Annotated in this window: 22 protein-coding genes and 1 pseudogene; 10 read left to right on the top strand and 13 right to left on the bottom strand. The window is 71.3% G+C overall.

Annotated features, from left to right (window positions below; translation table 11 throughout):
• The first annotated feature begins 104 nt into the window (after positions 1 to 104).
• Both J1792_RS30520 and J1792_RS30515 read left to right on the top strand, forming a co-directional pair.
• On the top strand, positions 105 to 671 hold the full coding sequence (locus J1792_RS30520; RefSeq protein WP_107431196.1) for an ATP-binding protein: 567 nt from the start codon (positions 105 to 107) through the stop codon (positions 669 to 671).
• Positions 668 to 868: a DUF6255 family natural product biosynthesis protein gene (locus tag J1792_RS30515; protein WP_143587823.1), complete on the top strand. Its 201-nt coding sequence runs from the start codon at positions 668 to 670 to the stop codon at positions 866 to 868. Before J1792_RS30520 ends, J1792_RS30515 begins: the two co-directional genes overlap by 4 nt.
• Here J1792_RS30515 and J1792_RS35530 read toward each other — a convergent pair.
• From J1792_RS35530 to J1792_RS30490, 5 genes and pseudogenes are all read right to left on the bottom strand, one after another.
• Positions 846 to 2,024 (bottom strand): DUF1266 domain-containing protein, encoded by a 1,179-nt coding sequence (locus J1792_RS35530; protein ID WP_143587824.1) that lies wholly within the window; start codon positions 2,022 to 2,024, stop codon positions 846 to 848. The two genes, J1792_RS30515 and J1792_RS35530, sit on opposite strands and share 23 nt — an antisense overlap.
• 32 nt (positions 2,025 to 2,056) lie before the next feature.
• On the bottom strand, positions 2,057 to 4,489 hold the full coding sequence (locus J1792_RS30505) for a galactose oxidase early set domain-containing protein (RefSeq protein WP_207248629.1): 2,433 nt from the start codon (positions 4,487 to 4,489) through the stop codon (positions 2,057 to 2,059).
• 4 nt (positions 4,490 to 4,493) lie between these two features.
• Positions 4,494 to 5,045 (bottom strand): annotated as a pseudogene (locus J1792_RS30500) (GtrA family protein); the annotation flags it as partial.
• Positions 5,046 to 5,122: 77 nt separating this feature from the next.
• Positions 5,123 to 6,745 carry an ArnT family glycosyltransferase gene (locus tag J1792_RS30495; RefSeq protein WP_207248628.1) on the bottom strand — a complete coding sequence of 541 codons (1,623 nt, stop codon included), beginning with the start codon at positions 6,743 to 6,745 and terminating at the stop codon, positions 5,123 to 5,125.
• Positions 6,742 to 7,998, bottom strand: coding sequence for a glycosyltransferase (locus tag J1792_RS30490; RefSeq protein WP_207248627.1), 1,257 nt, complete (start codon positions 7,996 to 7,998; stop codon positions 6,742 to 6,744). The genes J1792_RS30495 and J1792_RS30490 overlap by 4 nt, the downstream gene beginning before the upstream one ends.
• A gap of 241 nt (positions 7,999 to 8,239) precedes the next feature.
• Here J1792_RS30490 and J1792_RS30485 point away from each other — a divergent pair, with 241 nt between their 5' ends.
• From J1792_RS30485 to J1792_RS30470, 4 genes are all read left to right on the top strand, one after another.
• Complete coding sequence (locus tag J1792_RS30485; protein WP_086572817.1) at positions 8,240 to 8,791, top strand: hypothetical protein; 552 nt, start codon at positions 8,240 to 8,242, stop codon at positions 8,789 to 8,791.
• Positions 8,792 to 8,871: 80 nt separating this feature from the next.
• The gene (locus tag J1792_RS30480) at positions 8,872 to 9,228 is read left to right on the top strand and encodes a histidine triad nucleotide-binding protein (protein ID WP_086572819.1); all 357 of its coding nucleotides are present in this window, start codon (positions 8,872 to 8,874) and stop codon (positions 9,226 to 9,228) included.
• A 4-nt stretch (positions 9,229 to 9,232) separates the two neighbouring features.
• A complete protein-coding gene (locus J1792_RS30475) occupies positions 9,233 to 10,141 on the top strand; it encodes a ribonuclease Z (RefSeq protein ID WP_086572820.1) in 909 nt (302 codons plus the stop codon).
• 67 nt (positions 10,142 to 10,208) lie between these two features.
• Positions 10,209 to 11,087 (top strand): hypothetical protein, encoded by an 879-nt coding sequence (locus J1792_RS30470; RefSeq protein WP_207248626.1) that lies wholly within the window; start codon positions 10,209 to 10,211, stop codon positions 11,085 to 11,087.
• Between the two features lie 48 nt (positions 11,088 to 11,135).
• Here J1792_RS30470 and J1792_RS30465 read toward each other — a convergent pair whose 3' ends face one another.
• Positions 11,136 to 11,936: an HAD family acid phosphatase gene (locus J1792_RS30465; protein ID WP_207248625.1), complete on the bottom strand. Its 801-nt coding sequence runs from the start codon at positions 11,934 to 11,936 to the stop codon at positions 11,136 to 11,138.
• Positions 11,937 to 12,087: 151 nt separating this feature from the next.
• Between J1792_RS30465 and J1792_RS30460 the strand changes: the two genes are divergently transcribed.
• On the top strand, positions 12,088 to 13,173 hold the full coding sequence (locus J1792_RS30460; protein WP_207248624.1) for an S-(hydroxymethyl)mycothiol dehydrogenase: 1,086 nt from the start codon (positions 12,088 to 12,090) through the stop codon (positions 13,171 to 13,173).
• Between the two features lie 37 nt (positions 13,174 to 13,210).
• Here the strand turns inward: J1792_RS30460 and J1792_RS36005 are convergent, their stop codons facing one another.
• Together J1792_RS36005 and J1792_RS30455 are read right to left on the bottom strand one after the other, a co-directional pair.
• Positions 13,211 to 13,501, bottom strand: coding sequence for a DUF6255 family natural product biosynthesis protein (locus J1792_RS36005; protein WP_372446206.1), 291 nt, complete (start codon positions 13,499 to 13,501; stop codon positions 13,211 to 13,213).
• Positions 13,501 to 13,827, bottom strand: coding sequence for a hypothetical protein (locus J1792_RS30455; RefSeq protein WP_207248711.1), 327 nt, complete (start codon positions 13,825 to 13,827; stop codon positions 13,501 to 13,503). The genes J1792_RS36005 and J1792_RS30455 overlap by 1 nt, the downstream gene beginning before the upstream one ends.
• 155 nt (positions 13,828 to 13,982) lie before the next feature.
• Here J1792_RS30455 and J1792_RS30450 point away from each other — a divergent pair, with 155 nt between their 5' ends.
• The 3 genes from J1792_RS30450 (at position 13,983) to cyaB (ending at position 15,677) form a co-directional block, all read left to right on the top strand.
• The gene (locus J1792_RS30450) at positions 13,983 to 14,762 is read left to right on the top strand and encodes a helix-turn-helix domain-containing protein (RefSeq protein WP_307843128.1); all 780 of its coding nucleotides are present in this window, start codon (positions 13,983 to 13,985) and stop codon (positions 14,760 to 14,762) included.
• The gene (locus tag J1792_RS30445) at positions 14,759 to 14,953 is read left to right on the top strand and encodes a DUF397 domain-containing protein (protein WP_207248622.1); all 195 of its coding nucleotides are present in this window, start codon (positions 14,759 to 14,761) and stop codon (positions 14,951 to 14,953) included. The genes J1792_RS30450 and J1792_RS30445 overlap by 4 nt, the downstream gene beginning before the upstream one ends.
• 151 nt (positions 14,954 to 15,104) lie before the next feature.
• Complete coding sequence (cyaB, locus tag J1792_RS30440; protein WP_207248621.1) at positions 15,105 to 15,677, top strand: class IV adenylate cyclase; 573 nt, start codon at positions 15,105 to 15,107, stop codon at positions 15,675 to 15,677.
• A 3-nt stretch (positions 15,678 to 15,680) separates the two neighbouring features.
• Here cyaB and J1792_RS30435 read toward each other — a convergent pair whose 3' ends face one another.
• The 5 genes from J1792_RS30435 to J1792_RS30415 form a co-directional block, all read right to left on the bottom strand.
• Complete coding sequence (locus J1792_RS30435; protein ID WP_207248620.1) at positions 15,681 to 16,088, bottom strand: DoxX family protein; 408 nt, start codon at positions 16,086 to 16,088, stop codon at positions 15,681 to 15,683.
• A gap of 59 nt (positions 16,089 to 16,147) precedes the next feature.
• The gene (locus tag J1792_RS30430; protein WP_086572828.1) at positions 16,148 to 17,449 is read right to left on the bottom strand and encodes a hemolysin family protein; all 1,302 of its coding nucleotides are present in this window, start codon (positions 17,447 to 17,449) and stop codon (positions 16,148 to 16,150) included.
• Positions 17,446 to 17,943, bottom strand: coding sequence for an rRNA maturation RNase YbeY (ybeY, locus tag J1792_RS30425; protein ID WP_086572829.1), 498 nt, complete (start codon positions 17,941 to 17,943; stop codon positions 17,446 to 17,448). The genes J1792_RS30430 and ybeY overlap by 4 nt, the downstream gene beginning before the upstream one ends.
• Positions 17,944 to 17,955: 12 nt before the next feature.
• On the bottom strand, positions 17,956 to 18,948 hold the full coding sequence (locus J1792_RS30420; protein WP_086572831.1) for a PhoH family protein: 993 nt from the start codon (positions 18,946 to 18,948) through the stop codon (positions 17,956 to 17,958).
• 105 nt (positions 18,949 to 19,053) lie between these two features.
• Positions 19,054 to 20,223, bottom strand: coding sequence for a carbohydrate kinase family protein (locus J1792_RS30415; protein ID WP_207248619.1), 1,170 nt, complete (start codon positions 20,221 to 20,223; stop codon positions 19,054 to 19,056).
• Positions 20,224 to 20,243: the final 20 nt, after the last annotated feature.

The following is a 20,243-nucleotide window of genomic DNA, read 5'->3' as shown; positions in this document are numbered from 1 at the left end:
GCGGGTGCTCAAGTGAGGAATTTGGAGATCACGGCGTAGAACTTATACGGCTCGGGCTACGGTTTGAGCCATCCAACCCACCGGTAATCCGCCAGGAGACTTCCATGGCCACCGTATCGCCGTCACAGCCCTGGACGTACACCCTCGAACTCCCGCACGATCCACGTTCACCCGGCGTGGCCCGGCTCGCCCTCCGAGCCGTGCTGGACAGCCACGGCATGGGCGAAATCGCCGAGACTGCCACCTTGTTGGCCTCCGAACTCGTCACCAACGCGTACGTGCACACCAAGGGCCCCTGTTCCCTCCGCCTGCGCGGTCGGCAGGGCGAGCGGGTCCGGGTCACCGTGTGGGACACGAGTCCGGTGCTTCCCTCGGAGAGGCGCGGTGGGGCGGACCGTGAGGACGGGCGGGGGTTGTGGCTCGTGCGGGAGTGTGCCGACGACTGGGGGAATTCCACGTGCCACCGCGAGGGCAAGTCCCTCTGGTTCGAGCTGATGTGCCCGGTGGGCAAGCCCGCGTGCAGGGAGTGCGCCGCGCTGGGCGCCGCGCAGCGGCGGGCTGTGGACGAGGGGTGTCGGCGGCGGGCCGTGGACGCGACCGATGCCGTGCGGCGGCACGTACGCGACGTCCACCGCGTACCCGCGGACGCGGACACGGACGGTGAGTGGTGACCCCCGCGCGCTCCGGAACCCAGCGGTTCACCGACTACGGGTCGCTGCGCCCGCCCGGCCTGCCCTCGGTGATCACGCCGAGCCCCGCCGCCCGTCGCGCGGCGGACCGTTCGGCGGCCCGGAACGTGGCGTTCTGGGCCGCCGCGGCGGCCCGCCGCGCCCGTCAGGTCTACTTCACTGCCGCCACGGCAGCGTGAGCCAGGGGCTGTCGTCCTCGGACATCAGCAGGCGGTGCGGTTCGAGGACGCTCGTGTACCACGAGCCGAATTCCTCGGTGTCGAAGCGCATGACGCGCCCGAGCGCGTAGCCGGCCGAGAAGTCGGCCCACGAGGTGTGGTGTTCGCGGGCGAGGGCGCCCGCGCGGCGGATCGCCTCCTCTGCCGTGGCCTCGGAGCAGAGCCGGGCCCCGAGGCCCCAGCGGGCGAAGCTGACGGCGCGGCCGTAGTCGTAGGCGAGCGCGCTGCGCACGTAGCCATCCGGTTCGAGGAGGCCGTCGGCCCGGAAGCGTGCCTCGTATCGGAGGATGCGGCCTATGAGGGGCTGGATCACCGCCTCGTCGATGGCCCGTTCGTCCAGGTCGTCGAGGACCTGGGAGCAGGCGCGGCGCCAGGTGTCGGCGTCGAGGGGGGTGTCCGTGGCGCGGGAGAGTTCGCGGCGGACGCTGAGGGCGAATTCGGGTTCGGCCGGGCTGTTGCGGCCCTCCAGCAGGGCGTCCATCTGCTCCTGCCAGGCATGCGCGGTCGTGGTGGCCCATCCGTCGCGGAGGATCTCGGCGTCGCGTTCGTAGTCGTCGTAGGCGTCGCCGAGGTCGTTCCACAGCACGCCGTTGCGTACGGACAGGTGGGCTCCGCAGGCGAGCGCGTGGGCGACGGGGCCGGTGCGGTGGCCGGTGTCCTTGGTGAGGAGGGAGACGGGGCGGTCGCCCAGCAGGTGCCGCTTCGCCGTGCGCTTCCAGCGGCGGACGTCCCAGGGGCCCGAGGTCAGGAGCATGGCCGCGGGTGTGCCGGGGTTGACGTGCAGGGAGAAGCGGCGGCCGGGCCAGTCGTGGGCGAGCTCGTTGAGTGACGTGCGGACGACGGTGAACTGGGCCCGGCGCGGCAACCGTTCGCCCGCTGTGCGGACCACGACGCACCAGTTGCCCCGGCCGTCCGCGTAGGGAATCCACGGCGGTTTTCCGCCCGACGCGTCCTTGTGGTCCTTGGGGACGTACAGGAACAGGTCCGCTTGGGCGAGGACACGCAGGTAGCGTCCACGGTCGCCGGCCTTCGCCGCGTCGTGGAGGTCTCGCTCTATCCGGGTCGGCGGCGACCACGAACGGGACGCCGCCATCGCACGGGGTTTCGAAGTGCTCACGGGCGGAACCCTACGTCTCGTCCGGCACCGCCTCAGCCGCAGGCGCGGCCGTTCCTGTCCGGGTCGAGGCGCAACGGGTCGTTCCGGCCGTTGAGGCGCAGGTTCCGGTAGTCATGGGACGTCAGCCACGCGCAGCGGGCCGCCGTCGTGGGGGCGACCGACTTCGGGAAGGCCGTCGGGACGCAGACGTTCGCGGCGCCGTAGTGGCGGTCGCAGCCGGCGATCTCGACGGGGACCGGGTGGGAGGAGCGTTGCTTCTCCGGGCCCTTGGCCTCGTGGCTCATCGCTCCCGCGAAGCCGTGCACCACCGGCGCCGCCAAGGCCTCCGCGCCGCCCAGGTGGACCCAGGAGGCGACCGAGGGGACGCCGTCGGCGTCGACGGCGAAGAGCATGTACCAGCCGGGCGGCGCCAGGTTGGGGTTGCTGGTGACGTTGAGGTCGATGGTGGTGCCGTCGGAGCCGACGGTCATCGGCAGGTCGACGAAGCGCTGGTTGGGGTCGGAGGAGTGGGTGACGGCCGCCGGGCGGATCAGCTCGGCCTTGACGACGGGCCGGTCGACGGTGACGCGTTGCGTGCTCGCGTACTGCCATCTGTCGCTCGCCACCGACGTGATCTGGGGGCGGGCGCCCTTGTAGAGGTAGGGCGGGGTGTAGATCGAGACCTGGTCGTTGAAGGTGCCGTTGCCGGGGTTGTCGCCGACCGCCATCACCCGGCCGTCCGGCAGCAGGAAGGCCGAGGAGTGGTACGTGCGCGGGACGGGGTCCGTGGCGAGGCCGGGCTGGAAGGTGTCGGTCGCCGGGTTGAACATCGACGCCTCGTACACCGGGTCCGCCCGGTCGTGCAGGCCGCCGCCCGTCTCCAGCACCTTGCCGTCGGGCATCAGCACCGCCGAGACGTACATCTTGCCCTGGCCGCCCGTCTGCGGCTGGGGGCCCCGGCCCTGGTCGACCGTGCCCTGCGGGAGCAGCGGGCCGGGGGTGTAGGCGGGGCTGGGCCGCTTGAGGTCGATGAGGTCGGTCAGGCGGCTCGCCTCGGGGTTGCTGTTGACGTTGCCGCCGCCCATGGTCAGGACGCGCTGGTCCTGGGCGGGCGGCAGCAGCACGCTCATCGACTGGTCGCGGTGGTCCTTGTCCTGCAGGCCCGGCACGTCGGTGATCCTGTTGGCGGCGTAGTCGTAGACGGACGCCCCCGTTCCGGGGGTGCCGTCGCCGAAGACGTGGCTGCCGGAGTAGAAGAGCCGCCCGTCCTGCATCAGGATCATCGACGGGTACAGGCCCCAGTACGACCAGGTCTGGTTGACCTCGGTGCGCGGCAGCCACTTCTGCTGCGCCTGGGAGAACTTCTCGGCGGTGACGCTGCCCGTCGAGTCCTCCTTCAGGCCGCCGAAGCTGATGACGTCGCCGTTGCCGAGGATGGTGGCCGAGGGGTACCAGTGGCCCTCGTTCATGTCGTTCGTCCTGACGTACTTCTCGCTCGCCGGGTCGAAGATGTAGCTGTCCTTGAAGCCCTCGTAGCCGTGGCTGCCGTCGGCGGCGGGGTAGGCCTTGTTGCCGCTCATGATGAGGATCCGGCCGTCCGAGAGCTGGACGTGCCCGGCGCAGAACATGTCCACCGGGGTGGGGATCGTCTTCATGGCGCCGGTCTTCGGGTCGTGGACGGCGGAGGTGAAGGTGCCGGCCTTGAACAGGTCGGGGTCGTTGCCGGAGCCGGCGACGAGCAGCACCTTGCCGTTGTGCAGGACGACCGAGTGCATGCTGCGAACCGGGTTCCTGAACGGCATGACCGCCCAGCTGCCCTTGGTGCACGCCTCGCCCGCGGTGCAGACCGGGCCCTCGGCCGGGAGCGTGGCGTCCTGCATGTCGTAGTCGTCGCTGACGACCGTTCCCGTGCCGTGGACGGACACGCCCCAGGTGATCTGGTCGGTGCCGGGCGGGACCACGGGGGTACGGACGCTCGCCCGGGTGTACTCCGCGCTGACGGGGAGGGTCTTGAGGTCGGTCCAGTACTGCCAGCCGGCCTTCACGTCATGGCGGAAGACGGTGATGGACGCGTCCGGGGTGGTGCTCTTGTACCAGAGCGACAGGTCGTACTGGTGTGCCGAGGTCACCTGGGGCGCGCAGGAGGCGTCCTCGACCATCAGCGCCTTGCGGTCGCCGCTGACCCGGCGCGTGAGGGTGACGGACAGCGCCTTGCCGCCGCTGTGCGACTGGTCCGTGGTGGTGACGGTGGCGTCGTTGTCGCCCCAGCCGGACTTCTCCCAGCAGGTCGGCAGGGTGCCCGTGCCGCGCACGGCCTCGAAGCCGGGATTGACCACGAGGTTGGAGCCCGCCTCGGCCGGGCCGGGCGCCGCCAGCAGCAGGCCGAAGGACGCGCTCGAGGCGAGCAGGAGGGCGGCCGCGGCACGCGTGCGTCTTCCGCGCCTGCCGAGGCGGGTGCGTCTGCGGGCGGTCACGATCAATGCCATGCCATCACTTGTCCCTTCCGTCACGGCGGGGTCTGTCACGGTCGTGTCCGTCATGGCGGTGCCTTCCGCCGCCGCGGCTCCTGCGGGGGCGCGGCAGGTACACCAGCGCCTCCGTAGCGGCGTAGCGCAGTACGAAGGTGGTCAGCAGCGCCAGCGCCGTCGCCGGCAGCACGCCCAGGCCGAGGCCGCCGACCAGCAGCGCGATCAGGGGGATGCGCAGCAGGAGGTCGGCGTTGGCCAGCACGGCGACGCGGGCCAGCCGGTCCGCCCGGCTCCGGTGCGCGCGGCGGTCGCGGAAGAGCACGGCCTCGGTGAGCAGGAAGTTCCATAGGACGCCCGCCTGGTTGGCGGCGATCTCCGCCGGGAGGTAGTGCAGCCCTGCGGCGGTCAGGAGCGTGAGCCCGAGGAGGTTCGGCAGGAAGCCGGTGAGGCCGATGAGCCCGAAGACGAGCATGCGGGCGAGAGGGGACGCGGTGCCCAGGGAGGCGAGGGGTGCCGGGCGGCGGCGCGCGGCCACCGCCGGACGTAAGCCCTCCGCGCTCTCCGCCTCTCCGGCTTCGGCCGCTTCGGCTTCGGCCCCTCCGGCTTCGGCCTCGGCCCTGGTGGCCCTGGCCCCCGTGGCCCCGGCCCCCATCACCGGCCCTCCGCGCCCGTGATCCGCCGGACCTCGATCCGGTCCTCGCCCTCGCCGAAGGCGGCCACCGGCTCGGAGTTCGCCAGCGCGGCCCGTACCAGCGGCAGCGTCGCCGCGTCCCGTCGCACGGTCGGCGAGGCGAGCACGTAGTCCACGTCGCGCCATCCGCGCGGCAGCGTCTCGGCGACCGCCGGGTCGAGGTCGGCCTTGTAGAACCAGATGGCCCCCGTCCCGGGCCGGTAGCCGGCGTGCACCAGGTCCAGCCAGACGGCGTCGTCGGCGAGGACGCGCGTGCGGGAGGGGTCGGCGACGTGCTCCCGGTCGCCGAGCCAGGCGACGGCCGAGCGGTAGGAGGCGTTGGCGTCGGTGGTCAGCGCCGAGCGGTCGCCGTCGTACCACCGCGGTACGACCAGCACGGCCGCCGTCACGGCCAGCACGGCGACGGTCGAACGGCCCGCCACCCGCTGCCGCCTGCCCCGTCCGGCGCCGGTGCGCAGCAGGGCGCCGGCGGCCGAGGCGGCCACCCCGGCCAGGGCCAGCGCGAGGAAGGGCAGCACCTGGATGACGTACATGGCCGGCAGATAGCCCGAGGGGCGCAGCGCCACCAGCGCGAGGATCACGGCCGCCGCGGCGGGCCCGGCGAGCGCCCGCCCGGTGCGCGACCAGCGGGCGGCGGCGACCAGCACGACGGCCGCGGCCAGCCCGCACAGCGGCAGGACGCGGTCGTAGTACAGCCAGGAGCGCAGCACGGCGTGCGAGCCCGAGCCGGGGTCGAGCACGAAGCCGGAACCCGGGCGGCTCATCTGGTACCCGATGCCGTCGAGCAGCGACACGTGCCCGGGGCCGGGGAACAGTTCGTGGTTGAGCAGCGCGAAGAGCGGATAGGCCAGCCCGACCAGCAGGCAGGCGGTCACCGCGCCCGTCACCGCGAACTTGCGGGTGTCGCGGTGGGTGTGCCGCCACATGGTCAGCAGCAGCGCGGGCAGGACGACCAGCATCGTCTCCTTCGACAGCACGGCCACCGCCGCCGCCAGGCCCGCCCCGAAGTGGTGCCACAGATGGCGGCGGGGGGAGGCGGCCAGGCAGAAGGCCAGCAGGACCCACATCACCGCGATGTTGTCGAGGAAGATCTCCCGCTGCAGGACCACCGCCAGCGGGGACAGCCCGAACAGCGCCATGCCCAGCCCCGCCGCCCAGCGCGGCAGCCCCAGCCGGCGCCCCAGTACGTACACCAGCACCGCGCTCACCGCCGACACCAGCAGCATCGCGCAGCGCATCGGCGCCACCGACATCACGTCGGGGGAGAAGGCCGCCGGGATCCAGGTGACCAGGGCCAGTTGCAGCCAGCCCAGCGGCGGATGGTCGTACCAGTACGTGTAGTGGGCCAGCCCCTCGCCCCGCTGCACGGCCCACGCCTGCGCGAGGTACGTCCCCTCGTCGTCGCCGAGCGCCGGGAAACCGGTGATGTTCCAGCCCTGCACCAGCAGGATCGCCGCCAGCAGGCCCCCGCACACCAGCAGGTCCGGACGGGAGCGGCGCAGCCGCGCGACGGGTCTCGCGGCGGCGGGTGCGGCCGGGCGCGCGACGGGTGCGGCCGTCGCTCCGGGGAGGACGGTGGTCACGACGCGACGTCCTCTCGGGTGAGATGCGCACCGACGTGGCGGGTCAGCTCCCAGTCGCCCCGGCCCCGCTGCTCCCGCCAGACCGCGCGGACCGCGGCGCCGGCCAGGAGGAGCTGGTAGAAGGGGCCGCCGAGGACGAGCTTGAGGTAGTGGACCAGGCGTACGCGCAGCCCGTACTGCGTGCCGAAGTCGTGCAGTCCGACGATCTCGAACATGAAGGTCACGAGCATGGTGACGGCGGGCAGGAACGTCACCACGGCGACGCCGGCGGGCACGTCGAGGACGAGGGCGACGGCGACGTTCAGCGGGATGATGATGCCGGTGAACGCCTGGAAGAACGGCGTCATCAGGGTGTAGCGGGCGAGCATCCGCTGGGCGACGGTGGGCAGTTGGCGCCAGTCGCGCTTGCGGTAGACCTGCAGGAAGCCCTGGTTCCAGCGGGTGCGCTGCTTGAGCAGGCTCATCAGGGTGCCGGGGGTCTCCTCGCGGGTGACCATCTCCGAGTCGTAGGCGACGACGACGCGCTTGCCCTTGCTGGACAGCCGCACGCCGAGGTCGCAGTCCTCGGCCAGGCACTCGGGATCCCAGCCGCCGGCCTCGCGCAGGACGCCGGTCCGGACGAAGACGGTGTTTCCGCCGAGCGGAATGAAACCTTTCTCCGCGTGGAGGTGGAGGCGGCTGCGGAACCAGAAGAAGTACTCGAGGCAGTTGCGCAGGCTGTACCAGCTCGAGTGGAAGTTGATCAGCTGTACCCCGCCCTGCACCACGTCCGCCCCGGTCGCCCGGAAGGCGTGGTCGACATGGGACAGCAGCTCGGGGTGCACCTGGTCCTCGGCGTCGAAGACCCCCACGACCTCGCCCCGGCAGTGGGGGAGCGCGGTGTTGAGCGCCTTGGGCTTGTTCTTCTTCTCGTGGGTGTCCACGATCACCCGCACCCGGTCCGGCGCGGTGGCCGCCACCTTCGCGGCCACCTCGGCGGTCTCCGGGTCGTCGTGCCCGACGATGACGAGCACCTCGAAGCCGCCGTGCGTCGACTCCAGCAACCGCGTGACGGTGTGCTCCAGGACGGCCTGTTCGTGCCGGGCGGGCACCAGCAGCGAGAAGGACAGGGCGCCCTCGCCGCTGGGCTGCTCGAAGCGCGTCGCCGCGAGCGTCTCGGGCGTGCGCCAGGCGTGCATCTGCCACCAGAGCGTGAAGGCCGCCATCCAGAACAGCGCGAGCGCCACCACGCAGACGATCACGGATGTGAGCAACAGAATCCCCCAACCCCCGTCACGCGACTCCCCAGTACGCGTGTGACTCCCCTGCGGGAAGAGTAGGGGGAGAAAGTGAAACTCGGGTGCGGAAACGATAAAACCTGTGTTTCCACACGAAGTTGTGCCGATGGCGTGAAGTCGCCCCGGTCTCCCGAGCCTTTACGCGCCGCATGCCGCTCTCCGGGTATGGCCCGGAGGCGTTCTTCCCCACGGATCGGGCCGGTGGGAGACTCCCGCCATGGGCGCGTCGAAGCGCATACGTCTGTCCCGGGCGCGGTACGCGGCGTGCGCCGCCGCGCTCACCGGCGCCGCCGTCATGACCGTCACGGGCTGCGAGCCCGTCGGCGGGCTCGACGCGGTGACCGTCGCCATCACCACACAGAAGCTCGCCTCCGGCGCGCTCGACCACGAGGGCGTGAAGACGGCCTGGCTGAACTGCCACGGCAAGGCCGAGAACGGCGGCCCGGACGGCGGCGGCGCCACCCAGCCCGTGACCGTCGTCGGCGTCGACTGCGAGGGCCGGACGGACACCGGCAAGAAGATCATCGTCTTCGGCAGGGTCACCGGCATCACCGGCCAGTCCTGCCTGCGCGGCCTGCTCACCGCCAAGGTCGACGGACGCACGGAGTTCTCGGTGAGCGTGCTCGGCGACTGCGGCCACACGGGCGGGGGCAAGCCCCCTGACGGTCCGAAGCCGCCGGACGGCCCCAAGCCCACCTCGCCCCCGCACGGCCCGGCACCCGGACCCTCGGCGAGCTGCACCGACAAGGCGCCGGTGCAGGGCAAATGACGGGGCGGGTCACCGTGCTCGTACGGACGGACCGGTAACATCCCGACCGTACGAGCCGATGACCCGGGAGGAGCCCACCGGTGGCGGGAGAACCGCAGGCCGACTGCCTGTTCTGCAAGATCGTCTCGGGTGACGTACCCGCGACGGTCGTCAAGGAGACCGAGACGACCCTCGCGTTCCGCGACATCAATCCCCAGGCGCCCGTGCACTGCCTGGTGATCCCCAAGGTGCACTACCCCGACGCCGCCTCCCTCGCCGCCGCCGAGCCGCAGATCGCCGCCGACATACTGCGCGACGCCGGCGAGGTCGCCCTGCAGGAGAACGGCGACAAGGGCTTCCGCATCGTCTTCAACACCGGCGCCGGCGCCGGGCAGACCGTCTTCCACGCGCACGCCCACGTCCTCGGCGGCCGTGGCTTCAACTGGCCCCCGGGATAGACCCTTGTCCGTCCGCGAACTCGTCATCCTCGGCACCGCCAGCCAGGTGCCCACCCGGCACCGCAACCACAACGGCTACGTCCTGCTGTGGGACGGCGAAGGCCTGATGTTCGACCCCGGTGAGGGAACCCAGCGGCAGATGCTGCGCGCCGGCGTGGCCGCCCACGACCTCAACCGGATCCTCATCACGCACTTCCACGGCGACCACTCGCTCGGCCTCGCCGGGGTGATCCAGCGCGTCAACCTCGACCGGGTGCCGCACCCGGTCACCGCGCACTACCCCGCCGGCGGCGAGCGCTTCTTCAAGCGGCTGCGGTACGCCACGGCCTACCGCGAGACGGTCAAGCTGGTCCCGGAGCCGGTGGCGGGCACCGGCGCGGTGCTCGCCGACACGCCGTCGTACCGCCTCGAGGCCCGCCGGCTCTCCCACCCCGTGGAGTCCTACGGCTACCGCCTCGTCGAGCCCGACGGGCGCCGGATACTGCCGGAACTGCTGGCCGAGCGCGGCATCAGCGGGCCGGACGTCGGCCGGCTGCAGCGCGAGGGCGAGGTCGGCGGGGTCACGCTGGACGAGGTGAGCGAGGTACGGCGCGGGCAGCGCTTCGCCTTCGTGATGGACACCCGGCTGTGCGTCGGCGTCCGGGAACTGGCCGAGGGCTGCGACATGCTCGTCATCGAGTCGACCTTCACCGACGAGGACGAGGCCCTGGCCACCGAGCACGGCCACCTGACGGCCGGTCAGGCCGGCCGGGTCGCGGCCGAGGCGGGCGTACGCCACCTGGTGCTCACCCACTTCTCGCAGCGCTACGACGACCCCTCGCTCTTCGAGCGCCAGGCCCGGGCGGCGGGCTTCGACGGCGAGCTGACCGTGGCCCGCGACCTGATGCGCGTACCGGTGCCGAAGCGGCGCTGAACGGTCCCCGGCCCCCCGCGGGTCGTGCGGGGTTGCGGCTCCGCGCGTGGCTGCCACCATGTGCACCATGACCGAGCAGGGGGGACCGGATCCGGCCCGGGCACAGGACGCGGCCGATCTGGTGGGACTGATGCGGGAGCTGCGCCATCGTTCCGGGCTCACCTACCGCCGGCTCCAGCAGCGGGCGGCCGACCACGGCAGGGTGCTGCCGCGCAGCACCATCTCCGACGCGCTCACCCGGAGCGCGGTGCCGCGCGCCGAGGTCCTCGAGGCGTTCGTGGTGGCATGCGGCGACGAGCGGCGGCTCGGGGCGTGGCTGGAGGCCAGGGAGCGGATCGCCGGACGGGAGCGGGACGTCCCCGACGGCGACGACCCTCACGCCGGTACACCGGTGGCCACCGCCCCGGCGGCGGAACGGAGACGGTTCGGCGCTCTGGTGGCGAGGGCGCGGCCCCGGGCGACGTGGCTGCCCGTGGTGGCGGCCGTACTGGCCCTGGGCTACGGGCTGTTCGGCGTGGTGCTGCCCCGTTCCGGCGGCGACGAGCGGCCGCCCGCCAGGACTCCTGCCGCCGAGAAGGTGCGGGGTCCCGCAGGCCCGTTCAGCCTGTTCGAGGCGCGGAGCACCAAGGGCGCGACGATCGCGAGCGTGGGATACCGCTACTGGGACACCAAGGACGGGTGGTACGGCATCGAGTACGTGATGCCGCTGTCCCGGGACGACCGCGAGGCCTACGACGACGGCTGGGGCGGCCGGCTGATCATGCACTACGAGGACGGGCGCGGCAGTCACACCACCGTCCTGGTCGACAACCCCGACGGCGAGCAGGACGTCGGCCGGAACGGCGTCCGGCACGGCCTGAAGAACGTGTGGTTCGAGGTCTGCGACTCCCACGGCGGGGAGCTGCGGGGCTGCCAGCGGCTGCGCAAGGCCCGGACCCACACCTGAGGCCCGGACCCACACCTGAGGTCCGGGCCGTGCGCGGGGCCGGAGGCCTTACGGCAGGTAGTACATGGGGTTGGGCATCTTGTACGTGCGGTCGGCGTAGCCGCCCTTGAGGTCGCTGTACTGGTCGCCGAAGTTGGCGACGATGTCGAAGCCCTTGGACTCGATGTACTTGCGGGTGCCCGCCTTGTACTCGACGGTGGTGCACTTCGCGCCGCACGGGAGGTAGGCGGGCGGGGTCTGCTTGTTCTTCAGGAAGAAGTGGCTGGTGTCGGCGACGGGCTTGTAGCCGACGTTCTTGAGGTTGCGGGCGCTCCACTCGCGCTGGTGCTCGCCGCGGCCGGTGACGTAGAAGACCTCGATGCCCTGGGACTTGGCCCAGTTGACGAGCTTCGGCATGCCGAAGACGGCCGCCATGTCGGTGGACTTCAGGTACGCGTCCTGCGACTCGGGCGTGAAGTGGAAGCCCACCTGCAGCTCGTAGTTGTAGGTCAGCAGCGTGGTGTCGTCCAGGTCGAGGACGATGGCGGGCTTCTTCGCGCCCTTCTTGGCGTGGGCGCGGTTCTTGACGACCTTCTCGAGCTGGCCCTTGGCCTTCTTCTCGATGTCGGCGACCTGCTTGGCGTAGTTGCTGTCCGCCGAGGCGTAGTGCTGGCCGGAGGCGTCGACCGTGTCGCCGTAGAAGGCCTTGATCTTGTCCTGGACCTGGGTGAGGTTCGGGATCTCCTTGTCCGTACGGGGCACCGAGTGCTCGGCCGAGGCCGCGCCGGCGGTGTAGAGACCGGCGCCGACGGCCAGCGCGGCGGTGGCCGCGGCGAGGCGCACGCGGGTGGACTTGAGGGAGAGCGACACTTTAGTGACTCCTGGGTAACAAGAACGGTGCAGCGCGAAGCTAGAGCTCTTGACCTGTGCCGGTCAAGGGCCCTCTACGCGCGGAGACAGATCCTTGGGCGTACCGTGACCTTGTCGGACAGACAGCGACGAGAAGGGTGGGGCGCTGACCATGGCGCAGGAAGTTCGCGGAGTCATCGCACCGGGCAAGAACGAGCCGGTCCGGGTGGAGACGATCGTCGTACCGGACCCGGGCCCCGGCGAGGCCGTGGTGAAGATCCAGGCGTGCGGTGTGTGCCACACCGACCTGCACTACAAGCAGGGCGGCATCAACGACGACTTCCCCTTCCTCCTCGGCCACGAGGCCGCGGGCGTCGTCGAGGCCGTCGGCGAGGGAGTCTCCGAGGTCGCCCCCGGCGACTTCGTCATCCTCAACTGGCGGGCCGTCTGCGGCCAGTGCCGCGCGTGTCTGCGGGGCCGCCCGCAGTACTGCTTCGCCACCCACAACGCGAAGCAGAAGATGACGCTCACCGACGGCACCGAGCTCTCGCCCGCCCTGGGCATCGGCGCCTTCGCCGAGAAGACGCTCGTCGCCGCCGGCCAGTGCACCAAGGTCGACCCCGCCGTCTCCCCGGCCGTCGCCGGCCTGCTCGGCTGCGGCGTCATGGCGGGCATCGGCGCCGCGATCAACACCGGCGGGGTGGGGCGCGGCGACTCCGTCGCCGTCATCGGCTGCGGCGGCGTGGGCGACGCGGCGATCGCCGGCTCCCGCCTGGCGGGCGCGGCCCGCATCATCGCGGTCGACGTCGACGACCGCAAGCTCGAGATGGCACGCGGCATGGGCGCCACCCACACCGTCAACTCGCGGACGACCGACCCCGTCGAGGCGATCCGCGAGCTGACCGGCGGCTTCGGCGCGGACGTCGTCATCGAGGCGGTCGGCCGCCCCGAGACGTACGAGCAGGCCTTCTACGCCCGCGACCTGGCCGGCACCGTGGTCCTGGTCGGCGTGCCGACGCCGGAGATGAAGCTCGAGCTCCCGCTGCTGGACGTCTTCGGCCGGGGCGGCGCCCTGAAGTCCTCCTGGTACGGCGACTGCCTGCCCTCGCGGGACTTCCCCATGCTGATCGACCTCCACCAGCAGGGCCGCCTGGACCTGGGCGCGTTCGTCACCGAGACGATCGGGCTCGACGACGTCGAGAAGGCGTTCGAGCGCATGCACACGGGCGATGTGCTGCGGTCGGTGGTCGTCTTCTAACGCGGTACCACGGGGCGGGCCGCCATGCCGGCCCGCCTCAAGCCGCGCAGCGCAGCGAAGCAGCCCCGGGCGAAGCCCGGCACTCCGCCTCCGTACGCCCCCACCGAAGGCCACGCGGCAGACGGAACGCGATGTAACCCGCCGCCCTGCGATCCGCCACCCGCCGCGCGGCGGGACTCGGCGTCTTCGCCTCCGGCAACCCCGGCGGCCGCAAGGCCCCGTAGTCCGTGAACCGCCGCGTACCGCACCTCGCGCAGCTCCACACGCCCTCCTCGCCCTGCGTCCACCCAGCCTGATGCGGGCAGTCGGCCCGGGCCCCCACACCCATCACGCGTGCACCTCCCGCACATGCCGACGCACCGCGACCGTGGCCTCGACGGCCCGGCACTTCTCCCCACCGTCCACCGCCGCCCGCTGCAAGGCCCGCAGCGAAACGCACTCCGCACACCCCTCAGCGGCCGCGCGCTCCTCCCGCGTCGCCAGCCGCAACGCCTGGGGTGAAACCTCCCATTCCCGCCCGCCACCGGGCCGCCGCACCTGCACGCGCGGGCCCATCGTTCCCATCACCTGTGCCAGCCGCCCGCTGCGCGTATCGATCACGTACGCACCCTCGCGGTACGTCATCGCCTCCGGCGGGGTGGGGTTGTCGTGCATGGCGTTCCCTTCGACCTGTTCTCACTGCTCGTAGTCACAGGCTCGCGGAGCGGGACTACGCTTCGGCAGAGGGGGCCTGTTGCCTGACTGCAAGACAACAAAGGGGAGTTGAGATGGGCGAACATCCATCCGAAGACGATTGTTCTGCTCGATGGGTGCTCGCCTTCGAGCTCCGGCGCCTGCGAGAAGAGTCCGGTAAGTCGCTGGCTCAGCTGTCCGAGGACACGTCGTACGACCGCACGTACCTGCACCGTCTTGAGACGGGAGAGCGTCTTTCCCAGCTTCCCGTCATGGAAGCGCTGGACGGCGTCTACAAGACCGGTGGTCTGTTGACCCGGCTGTGGCGGCTGGCGCGGCAGGAAGTCTTCATGGACCAGTACAAGGAGTTCATGCAGTACGAGGCCAAGGCCACGATCATGCACAAATACATGCTGGCCATCCCCGGACTGCTTCAGACGGAGGACTACGCACGTGCCGTGCTGTCTTCCGCACCACCGGCAGGGAACGGCGACGTATTGGAAGACCAGGTGGCTGCCCGAATGGGAAGGCAGGAACTGCTACACCGGGAACCCCCGCCGAGTGTGCGCGTCATTCTTGACGAGGCCGCCCTGCGGCGGCCGGCCGCCGACCGGTGCGTGTGGCAGCAACAGCTCGAGCGGCTCGTGCAAGCGACGTCATCGCCGTACATGGTGGTTCAGGTCCTGCCGTTCGCGGCCGGGGTGCACGATCTCATGGGCGGGTCACTCTCCCTGCTGTGGCTTCCGGACGGGCGCTGCGTCGCCTACCTGGAAGGCAGCAAGACAGGAGATCTGGTCGATGAACTGGGCGAAGTCGCTCAGCTGCGCCTGTCCTACGATCGCGTGCGGGACCTGGCCCTCGCACCGCCGGAATCGCTGGCATTCATCCAGCACCTCATGGAGGACAACACATCATGACGACAGCCCTCGACCTTGCCACCGCGAAATGGCGTAAGAGCAGCTACAGCAACGGGGGCGATGCGAACTGTGTCGAGGTCGCGGACAACATACCCAGCGCTGTTCCTGTGCGGGACAGCAAACGTCCCCAAGGCCCCACTCTGACGCTGCCTCCGTCGAGCTGGGCCTCCTTCCTCGACACTTTGCGATAGGCGTGTGCACAGGAGGCGCGGGGCTGCGCCCGCCGCGGGCCGTCCGCCAGCGCGGCCGTAGTGCGGACCCGGCACGGTGGGCGCCTTGGGCGTGGTGCTCTCCGCGCCGGTCAACGGCGCCCACCGCACGGTCTGAAGGGGAGAACACAACGTGATCGAGGCGGAACTGAAGGCCCGGGTGCACGACCCCGAGGCGGTCATGCGGCAACTCGGCGAGCGTGCCACTGCCCGATTCGAGGTGTACAAGGACACCTACTACGACCGGCCGGACAGGGCGCTGGAGAGGGCCGGCCAGGAGCTTCGCGTCCGCACTGTGCACGGTGCCGACTCCACCCGGACCGTGCTCACCTTCAAGGACGCCGCGGTCGAGGAGGATTCCGGGTCCAAGCCCGAGCACGAGACCGAGGTGGCGGACCCCGGTGCCGTACACGCGATGTTGCTCGGCCTCGGATATCGGCCCGTGATCGCGTTCGACAAGCGATGCCGGAATTACGATGTCGAGGCCGTCGGCCGGCGCATGCTGGCCACTTTTGTTCGCGTGCCGGAGATCGACGGCATCTTCCTGGAGCTGGAGACCCTGGTGGACGAGGCCGAGGTTTCCGCCGCGCTCGATGACCTTCGTACCGTGCTGGCCGAGCTCGGCATCGGGCCCGAGGACCTGACCCGGGAGCTGTACACCGAGGCGGTCGCCGCACGCCGTGGCGCCGACCGGCAGTCCTTGTGAGGCCTACTCCCGCCGCCGCGGACGTTCCGCGGCCGCGAGCAGGAGGCCGCCCAGCATCGACATGTTCTTGAAGAAGCCGATGCGCGACTGGGCGCGCTTGCCCGGGTCGCTCTCCTTCCAGTACGCGTGAGCCGCCAGCGTCGTCGGGACGAGGCTGGCGGCCAGGGTGAGGGCGGAGAGGCGGGGCAGCCGGCCGACGGCCAGCAGGGCGCCCGCCGCCACATGGACGGCGCCGTTCAGCCGGACCAGGGCCGCCGCGTCACGGGGCAGGCCCGGGACGCGTTCGGCGATGGCCAGGGCCACCGGGGCGGCCAGGTCGGCCAGCATCTCCGGGTGCTGGATCGTCTGGACGCCGCTGGTGACGAAGGCCGACGCCAGCAACGGGCGCGCGAGAGGTGTGACCACTGCCATTTCGCGTACGTTCCCGGTCCGGGCCGGGAGGAATCCCGGCCCGGACGGGATTCGCCCGGTCAGGCGTCGTCCGCCCGCACCGGCTCGACCAGCACCGTCACGATGCGGTTCCGGCGGCCGGCCGCCGCCTCGGCGGTCAGGCGCAGGGCCGCCAGGGCGGGGTCCATGCCCCGCTCGGAGAGCGGGACCTCGGCGGTCGCGCCGGCGATCGGCACCCGGCCCAGGGACTTCGCCAGCAGGCCGCCGACCGTCTCGACGTCCTCGTCGTCGAACTCCTCCAGGCCGTAGAGCCGGCCCAGGTCGCCGAGGTCGAGCCGGGCCGTGACGCGGTAGCGGTCGTCGCCGAGCTCCTCGACGGGCGGCAGCTCGCGGTCGTACTCGTCGGTGATCTCGCCGACGATCTCCTCGAGGATGTCCTCGATGGTGACGATGCCGGCCGTGCCGCCGTACTCGTCGATGACGACCGCGCAGTGGTTGCGCTGCTGCTGCATCTCCCGCAGCAGGTCGCCGGCGTTCTTGGTGTCGGGCACGAAGACGGCGGGCCGCATGGCCGTGGAGACCAGCTCGCTCTCGGCGTCGCGGTTGATGTGGGTCTTGCGGACGAGGTCCTTCAGATAGACCACGCCCACCACGTCGTCCTCGTTCTCGCCGGTCACCGGTATGCGCGAGAAGCCCGAGCGCAGCGCGAGGGTGAGCGCCTGACGGATGGTCTTGCCGCGCTCGATGACGACGAGGTCCGTGCGCGGCACCATGACCTCGCGCACGAGGGTGTCGCCGAGCTCGAAGACGGAGTGGACCATGCGCCGCTCGTCGTCCTCGATCAGCGACTCCTTCTCCGCCAGGTCCACCATGGCCCGCAGCTCCGCCTCCGAGGCGAAGGGGCCCATGCGGAAGCCCTTGCCGGGGGTGAGGGCGTTGCCGATGAGGATCAGCAGCCGGGGCACCGGCCCCATGATCCGGGCGAGCGGCAGCAGCACGTACGCCGCCGCGGTGGCGGTGTTCAGCGGGTGCTGGCGGCCGATGGTGCGCGGGGAGACGCCGACGGCCACGTACGACACGAGGACCATCACGGCGATGGCCACGGTCAGCGCCTGCCAGGTGGTGTCGAACTCCTCCAGGCAGACGTAGGTGACGAAGACGCCCGCGGCCATCTCGCACGCGACGCGGACCAGCAGCGCCACGTTGAGATAGCGGGTGGGGTCGGCCGCCACGGCCATCAGCCGCGCGCTGCCGCGCCGCCCGGACCGTACGGCCTCCTCGGCCCGGAACCGGGTGGTCCGGGCGAGGCCGGCCTCGGCGCAGGCGGCGAGCCAGGCGACGACGATCAGCAGGACCGCGGCGGCGATCAGCCGGCCGGTCACGTGAAGGTCGGAGCCGGCGAGGGCCCCTCGATGCCGCGCTCGGCACGCCAGCCGTCGATGATCGCGGCCTGGAGGCCGAACATCTCGGCCTTCTCGTCGGGCTCCTCGTGGTCGTAGCCCAGGAGGTGCAGGACCCCGTGGACCGTCAGGAGCTGCAGCTCCTCGTCCATGGAGTGCCCGGTCGGCGCCTCCTGGCCCTGAGTCCTGGCGACCTCGGGGCACAGCACGATGTCGCCGAGGAGGCCCTGCGGCGGCTCGTCGTCGTCCTTGGCCGGCGGGCGCAGCTCGTCCATGGGGAAGGACATCACGTCGGTGGGCCCGGGCAGGTCCATCCACTGGATGTGGAGCTGCTCCATGGCTTCGGCGTCGACGACGATGACCGAGAGCTCGGAGAGCGGGTGGATACGCATCCGGCCGAGGGCGTAGCGGGCGACGTCGAGGATCGCCTGCTCGTCGACCTCAGTGCCGGATTCGTTGTTGACGTCGATTGCCATCGTGGTTGCGCTTTACTTTCCGTCGCGGCTGTCGTACTGCTCGTACGCGTCGACAATACGTCCCACGAGCTTGTGCCGGACGACGTCGTTGCTGGTGAGCATGGAGAAGTGGACGTCCTCGACGCCGTCGAGGATCTCCCGCACCTGGCGCAGGCCGCTCTTCGTACCGCCGGGAAGGTCGATCTGGGTGACGTCACCCGTGATGACGATCTTGGAGTCGAAGCCGAGCCGGGTCAGGAACATCTTCATCTGCTCGGGGCTGGTGTTCTGCGCCTCGTCCAGGATGATGAACGCGTCGTTCAGCGTCCGGCCGCGCATGTACGCCAGCGGCGCGACCTCGATCGTCCCGGCGGCCATCAGGCGCGGGATGGAGTCGGGGTCGAGCATGTCGTGCAGGGCGTCGTAGAGCGGCCGCAGATACGGGTCGATCTTCTCGTAGAGCGTGCCGGGCAGGAAGCCGAGCCGCTCGCCCGCCTCCACCGCCGGCCGGGTCAGGATGATGCGGTTGACCTGCTTGGACTGCAGCGCCTGGACCGCCTTGGCCATCGCCAGATAGGTCTTTCCGGTGCCGGCCGGGCCGATGCCGAAGACGACCGTGTGCTTGTCGATGGCGTCGACATAGCGCTTCTGGTTGAGCGTCTTGGGGCGGATGGTGCGACCGCGGCTGGAGAGGATGTTCTGGGTGAGGACCTGGGCGGGGGTCTCGGCCCCCTTCTCCTCGTTCTTGAGCATGGCGATCGAACGTTCCACCGCGTCCTCCGTCATCGGCGCCCCCGTGCGGAGCACCAGCATCATCTCGGCGAAGAGGCGCTGGACGAGAGCCACTTCCCGCTCGTCGCCCACGACGCTGACTTCATTGCCCCGTACGTGGATGTCCGCCGACGGGAAGGCGTTCTCGATCACGCGCAGGAGCGTGTCCCCGGAACCCAGGACCGTCACCATGGGGTGCTTGGCCGGGACCGTGATGCGGGCGCTCGCCTGCGGTCGTGTGGGTGTCTGAGTCATGGGCCGGCCGTGAAGGCCTGCTCATCCCCTCTTTCCTGCGTTCCGGTAGCCGAAGAACCTTGGAATACCAAGGGTACGACGGTGCCCCCGTGAGCCCGAAGGCTTTTACGGGTGCCGGAAGCCCAGCGTGGGCACGGCCCGGCGCAGCGGCCAGGGCCGGGGCGCGGCGGGCAGCAGGCCGTCGAGGAAGGCGTAGCGGCGCAGGGTGACCGCGGACTGGTCGTTGTAGGCCCGTACGTGCTGCCACCACGCGGCGATCTCCACCCAGCCGGGCGCGGACAGCGACCCCCCGAACTCCTGCACCGACAGCGCGGCGGTCAGGCCCGCGAAGGCGAGCCGGTCCGCGAGCGGCCACTCGGCGAGGGTGCCGGTGACGAATCCCGCCACGAAGACGTCCCCCGCGCCGGTCGGGTCCAGCGCCTCCACCACGATGGCCGGCACCTCGGCGCACTCGCCCGTGCGGCCGTCCACCGCGTACGCGCCCCGCTCGCCCATCGTCACCACGGCCAGGGGGACCTTGTCGGCGAGCGCGTGGGCGGCGGCCCGGGGGCAGTCGGTGCGGGTGTAGCGCATGGCCTCCTCGGCGTTGGGCAGGAAGGCCTCGCAGTGCTCGAGGTCCGCGAGGTCCGCCGGATCCCAGCGGCCGGTGTCGTCCCAGCCCACGTCCGCGAAGACGCGGCTGCCGCGCCGGGCCGCCGTCGCGATCCACTCCTCCTGCTTGCCCGGGACCAGCAGGGCCACGCACGCCCGGGCCGGCGGCGGGCACTCGGGCGCGGGCTCTTCCGGCGGCGGGGCCTCGTGCCCGTGGGAGACCATCGTCCGCTCGCCCTCGTACGCCATGGAGACCGTGACCGGGGAGTGCCAGCCGGGCACCGTGCGCGACAGGCTCAGGTCGATGCCCTCGCCGCGCGAGAGGGACTCCCAGCAGTACTCCCCGTACATGTCGTCGCCGAAGGCCGCCGCGAGCGAGGTGCGCAGGCCCAGCCGGGCCAGGGCGGTGGCCATGTTGGCGATGCCACCCGGGCTGGAGCCCATGCCGCGCGCCCAGGACTCGGTGCCGCGCACGGGGGCGGAGTCAAGCCCCGTGAGGATGATGTCGAGGAAAACGGTACCGGTCAGGTAGACGTCGGTTGCCGGATCACTGTCCGAACGCAAGGCCGCCAGCGGGTCGAGGACCGGGGTCGCGCCCTCGAGACGTTCGACGGGGGTGAACCCGCCCTGACCGGCTGCCTGCGCTGTGACACGCGGTGTCGTGTGCGGCGAATCGACCGTCATGCTCGCTCGTTGCTCCTCTC

The sequence above is a fragment of the Streptomyces triculaminicus genome (assembly GCF_017349075.1).
Lineage (GTDB): Bacteria > Actinomycetota > Actinomycetes > Streptomycetales > Streptomycetaceae > Streptomyces > Streptomyces triculaminicus.
Note: the sequence above shows the minus strand (reverse complement) of the source record. Positions and strands in the feature narration are given on the sequence as shown.

Excerpts from the sequence above, each read along its gene's own strand:
- J1792_RS30445 (WP_207248622.1), top strand. The coding sequence starts at position 14,759 with ATGACGACAGCCCTCGACCTTGCCACCGCGAAATGGCGTAAGAGCAGC.
- J1792_RS30460 (WP_207248624.1), top strand. The coding sequence starts at position 12,088 with ATGGCGCAGGAAGTTCGCGGAGTCATCGCACCGGGCAAGAACGAGCCG.
- J1792_RS30420 (WP_086572831.1), bottom strand. The coding sequence starts at position 18,948 with ATGACTCAGACACCCACACGACCGCAGGCGAGCGCCCGCATCACGGTC.
- ybeY (WP_086572829.1), bottom strand. The coding sequence starts at position 17,943 with ATGGCAATCGACGTCAACAACGAATCCGGCACTGAGGTCGACGAGCAG.
- J1792_RS30435 (WP_207248620.1), bottom strand. The coding sequence starts at position 16,088 with ATGGCAGTGGTCACACCTCTCGCGCGCCCGTTGCTGGCGTCGGCCTTC.
- J1792_RS30415 (WP_207248619.1), bottom strand. The coding sequence starts at position 20,223 with ATGACGGTCGATTCGCCGCACACGACACCGCGTGTCACAGCGCAGGCA.
- J1792_RS30455 (WP_207248711.1), bottom strand. The coding sequence starts at position 13,827 with ATGCACGACAACCCCACCCCGCCGGAGGCGATGACGTACCGCGAGGGT.
- J1792_RS30520 (WP_107431196.1), top strand. The coding sequence starts at position 105 with ATGGCCACCGTATCGCCGTCACAGCCCTGGACGTACACCCTCGAACTC.
- J1792_RS30505 (WP_207248629.1), bottom strand. The coding sequence starts at position 4,489 with ATGGCATTGATCGTGACCGCCCGCAGACGCACCCGCCTCGGCAGGCGC.
- J1792_RS36005 (WP_372446206.1), bottom strand. The coding sequence starts at position 13,501 with ATGGGTGTGGGGGCCCGGGCCGACTGCCCGCATCAGGCTGGGTGGACG.
- J1792_RS30470 (WP_207248626.1), top strand. The coding sequence starts at position 10,209 with ATGACCGAGCAGGGGGGACCGGATCCGGCCCGGGCACAGGACGCGGCC.
- J1792_RS30485 (WP_086572817.1), top strand. The coding sequence starts at position 8,240 with ATGGGCGCGTCGAAGCGCATACGTCTGTCCCGGGCGCGGTACGCGGCG.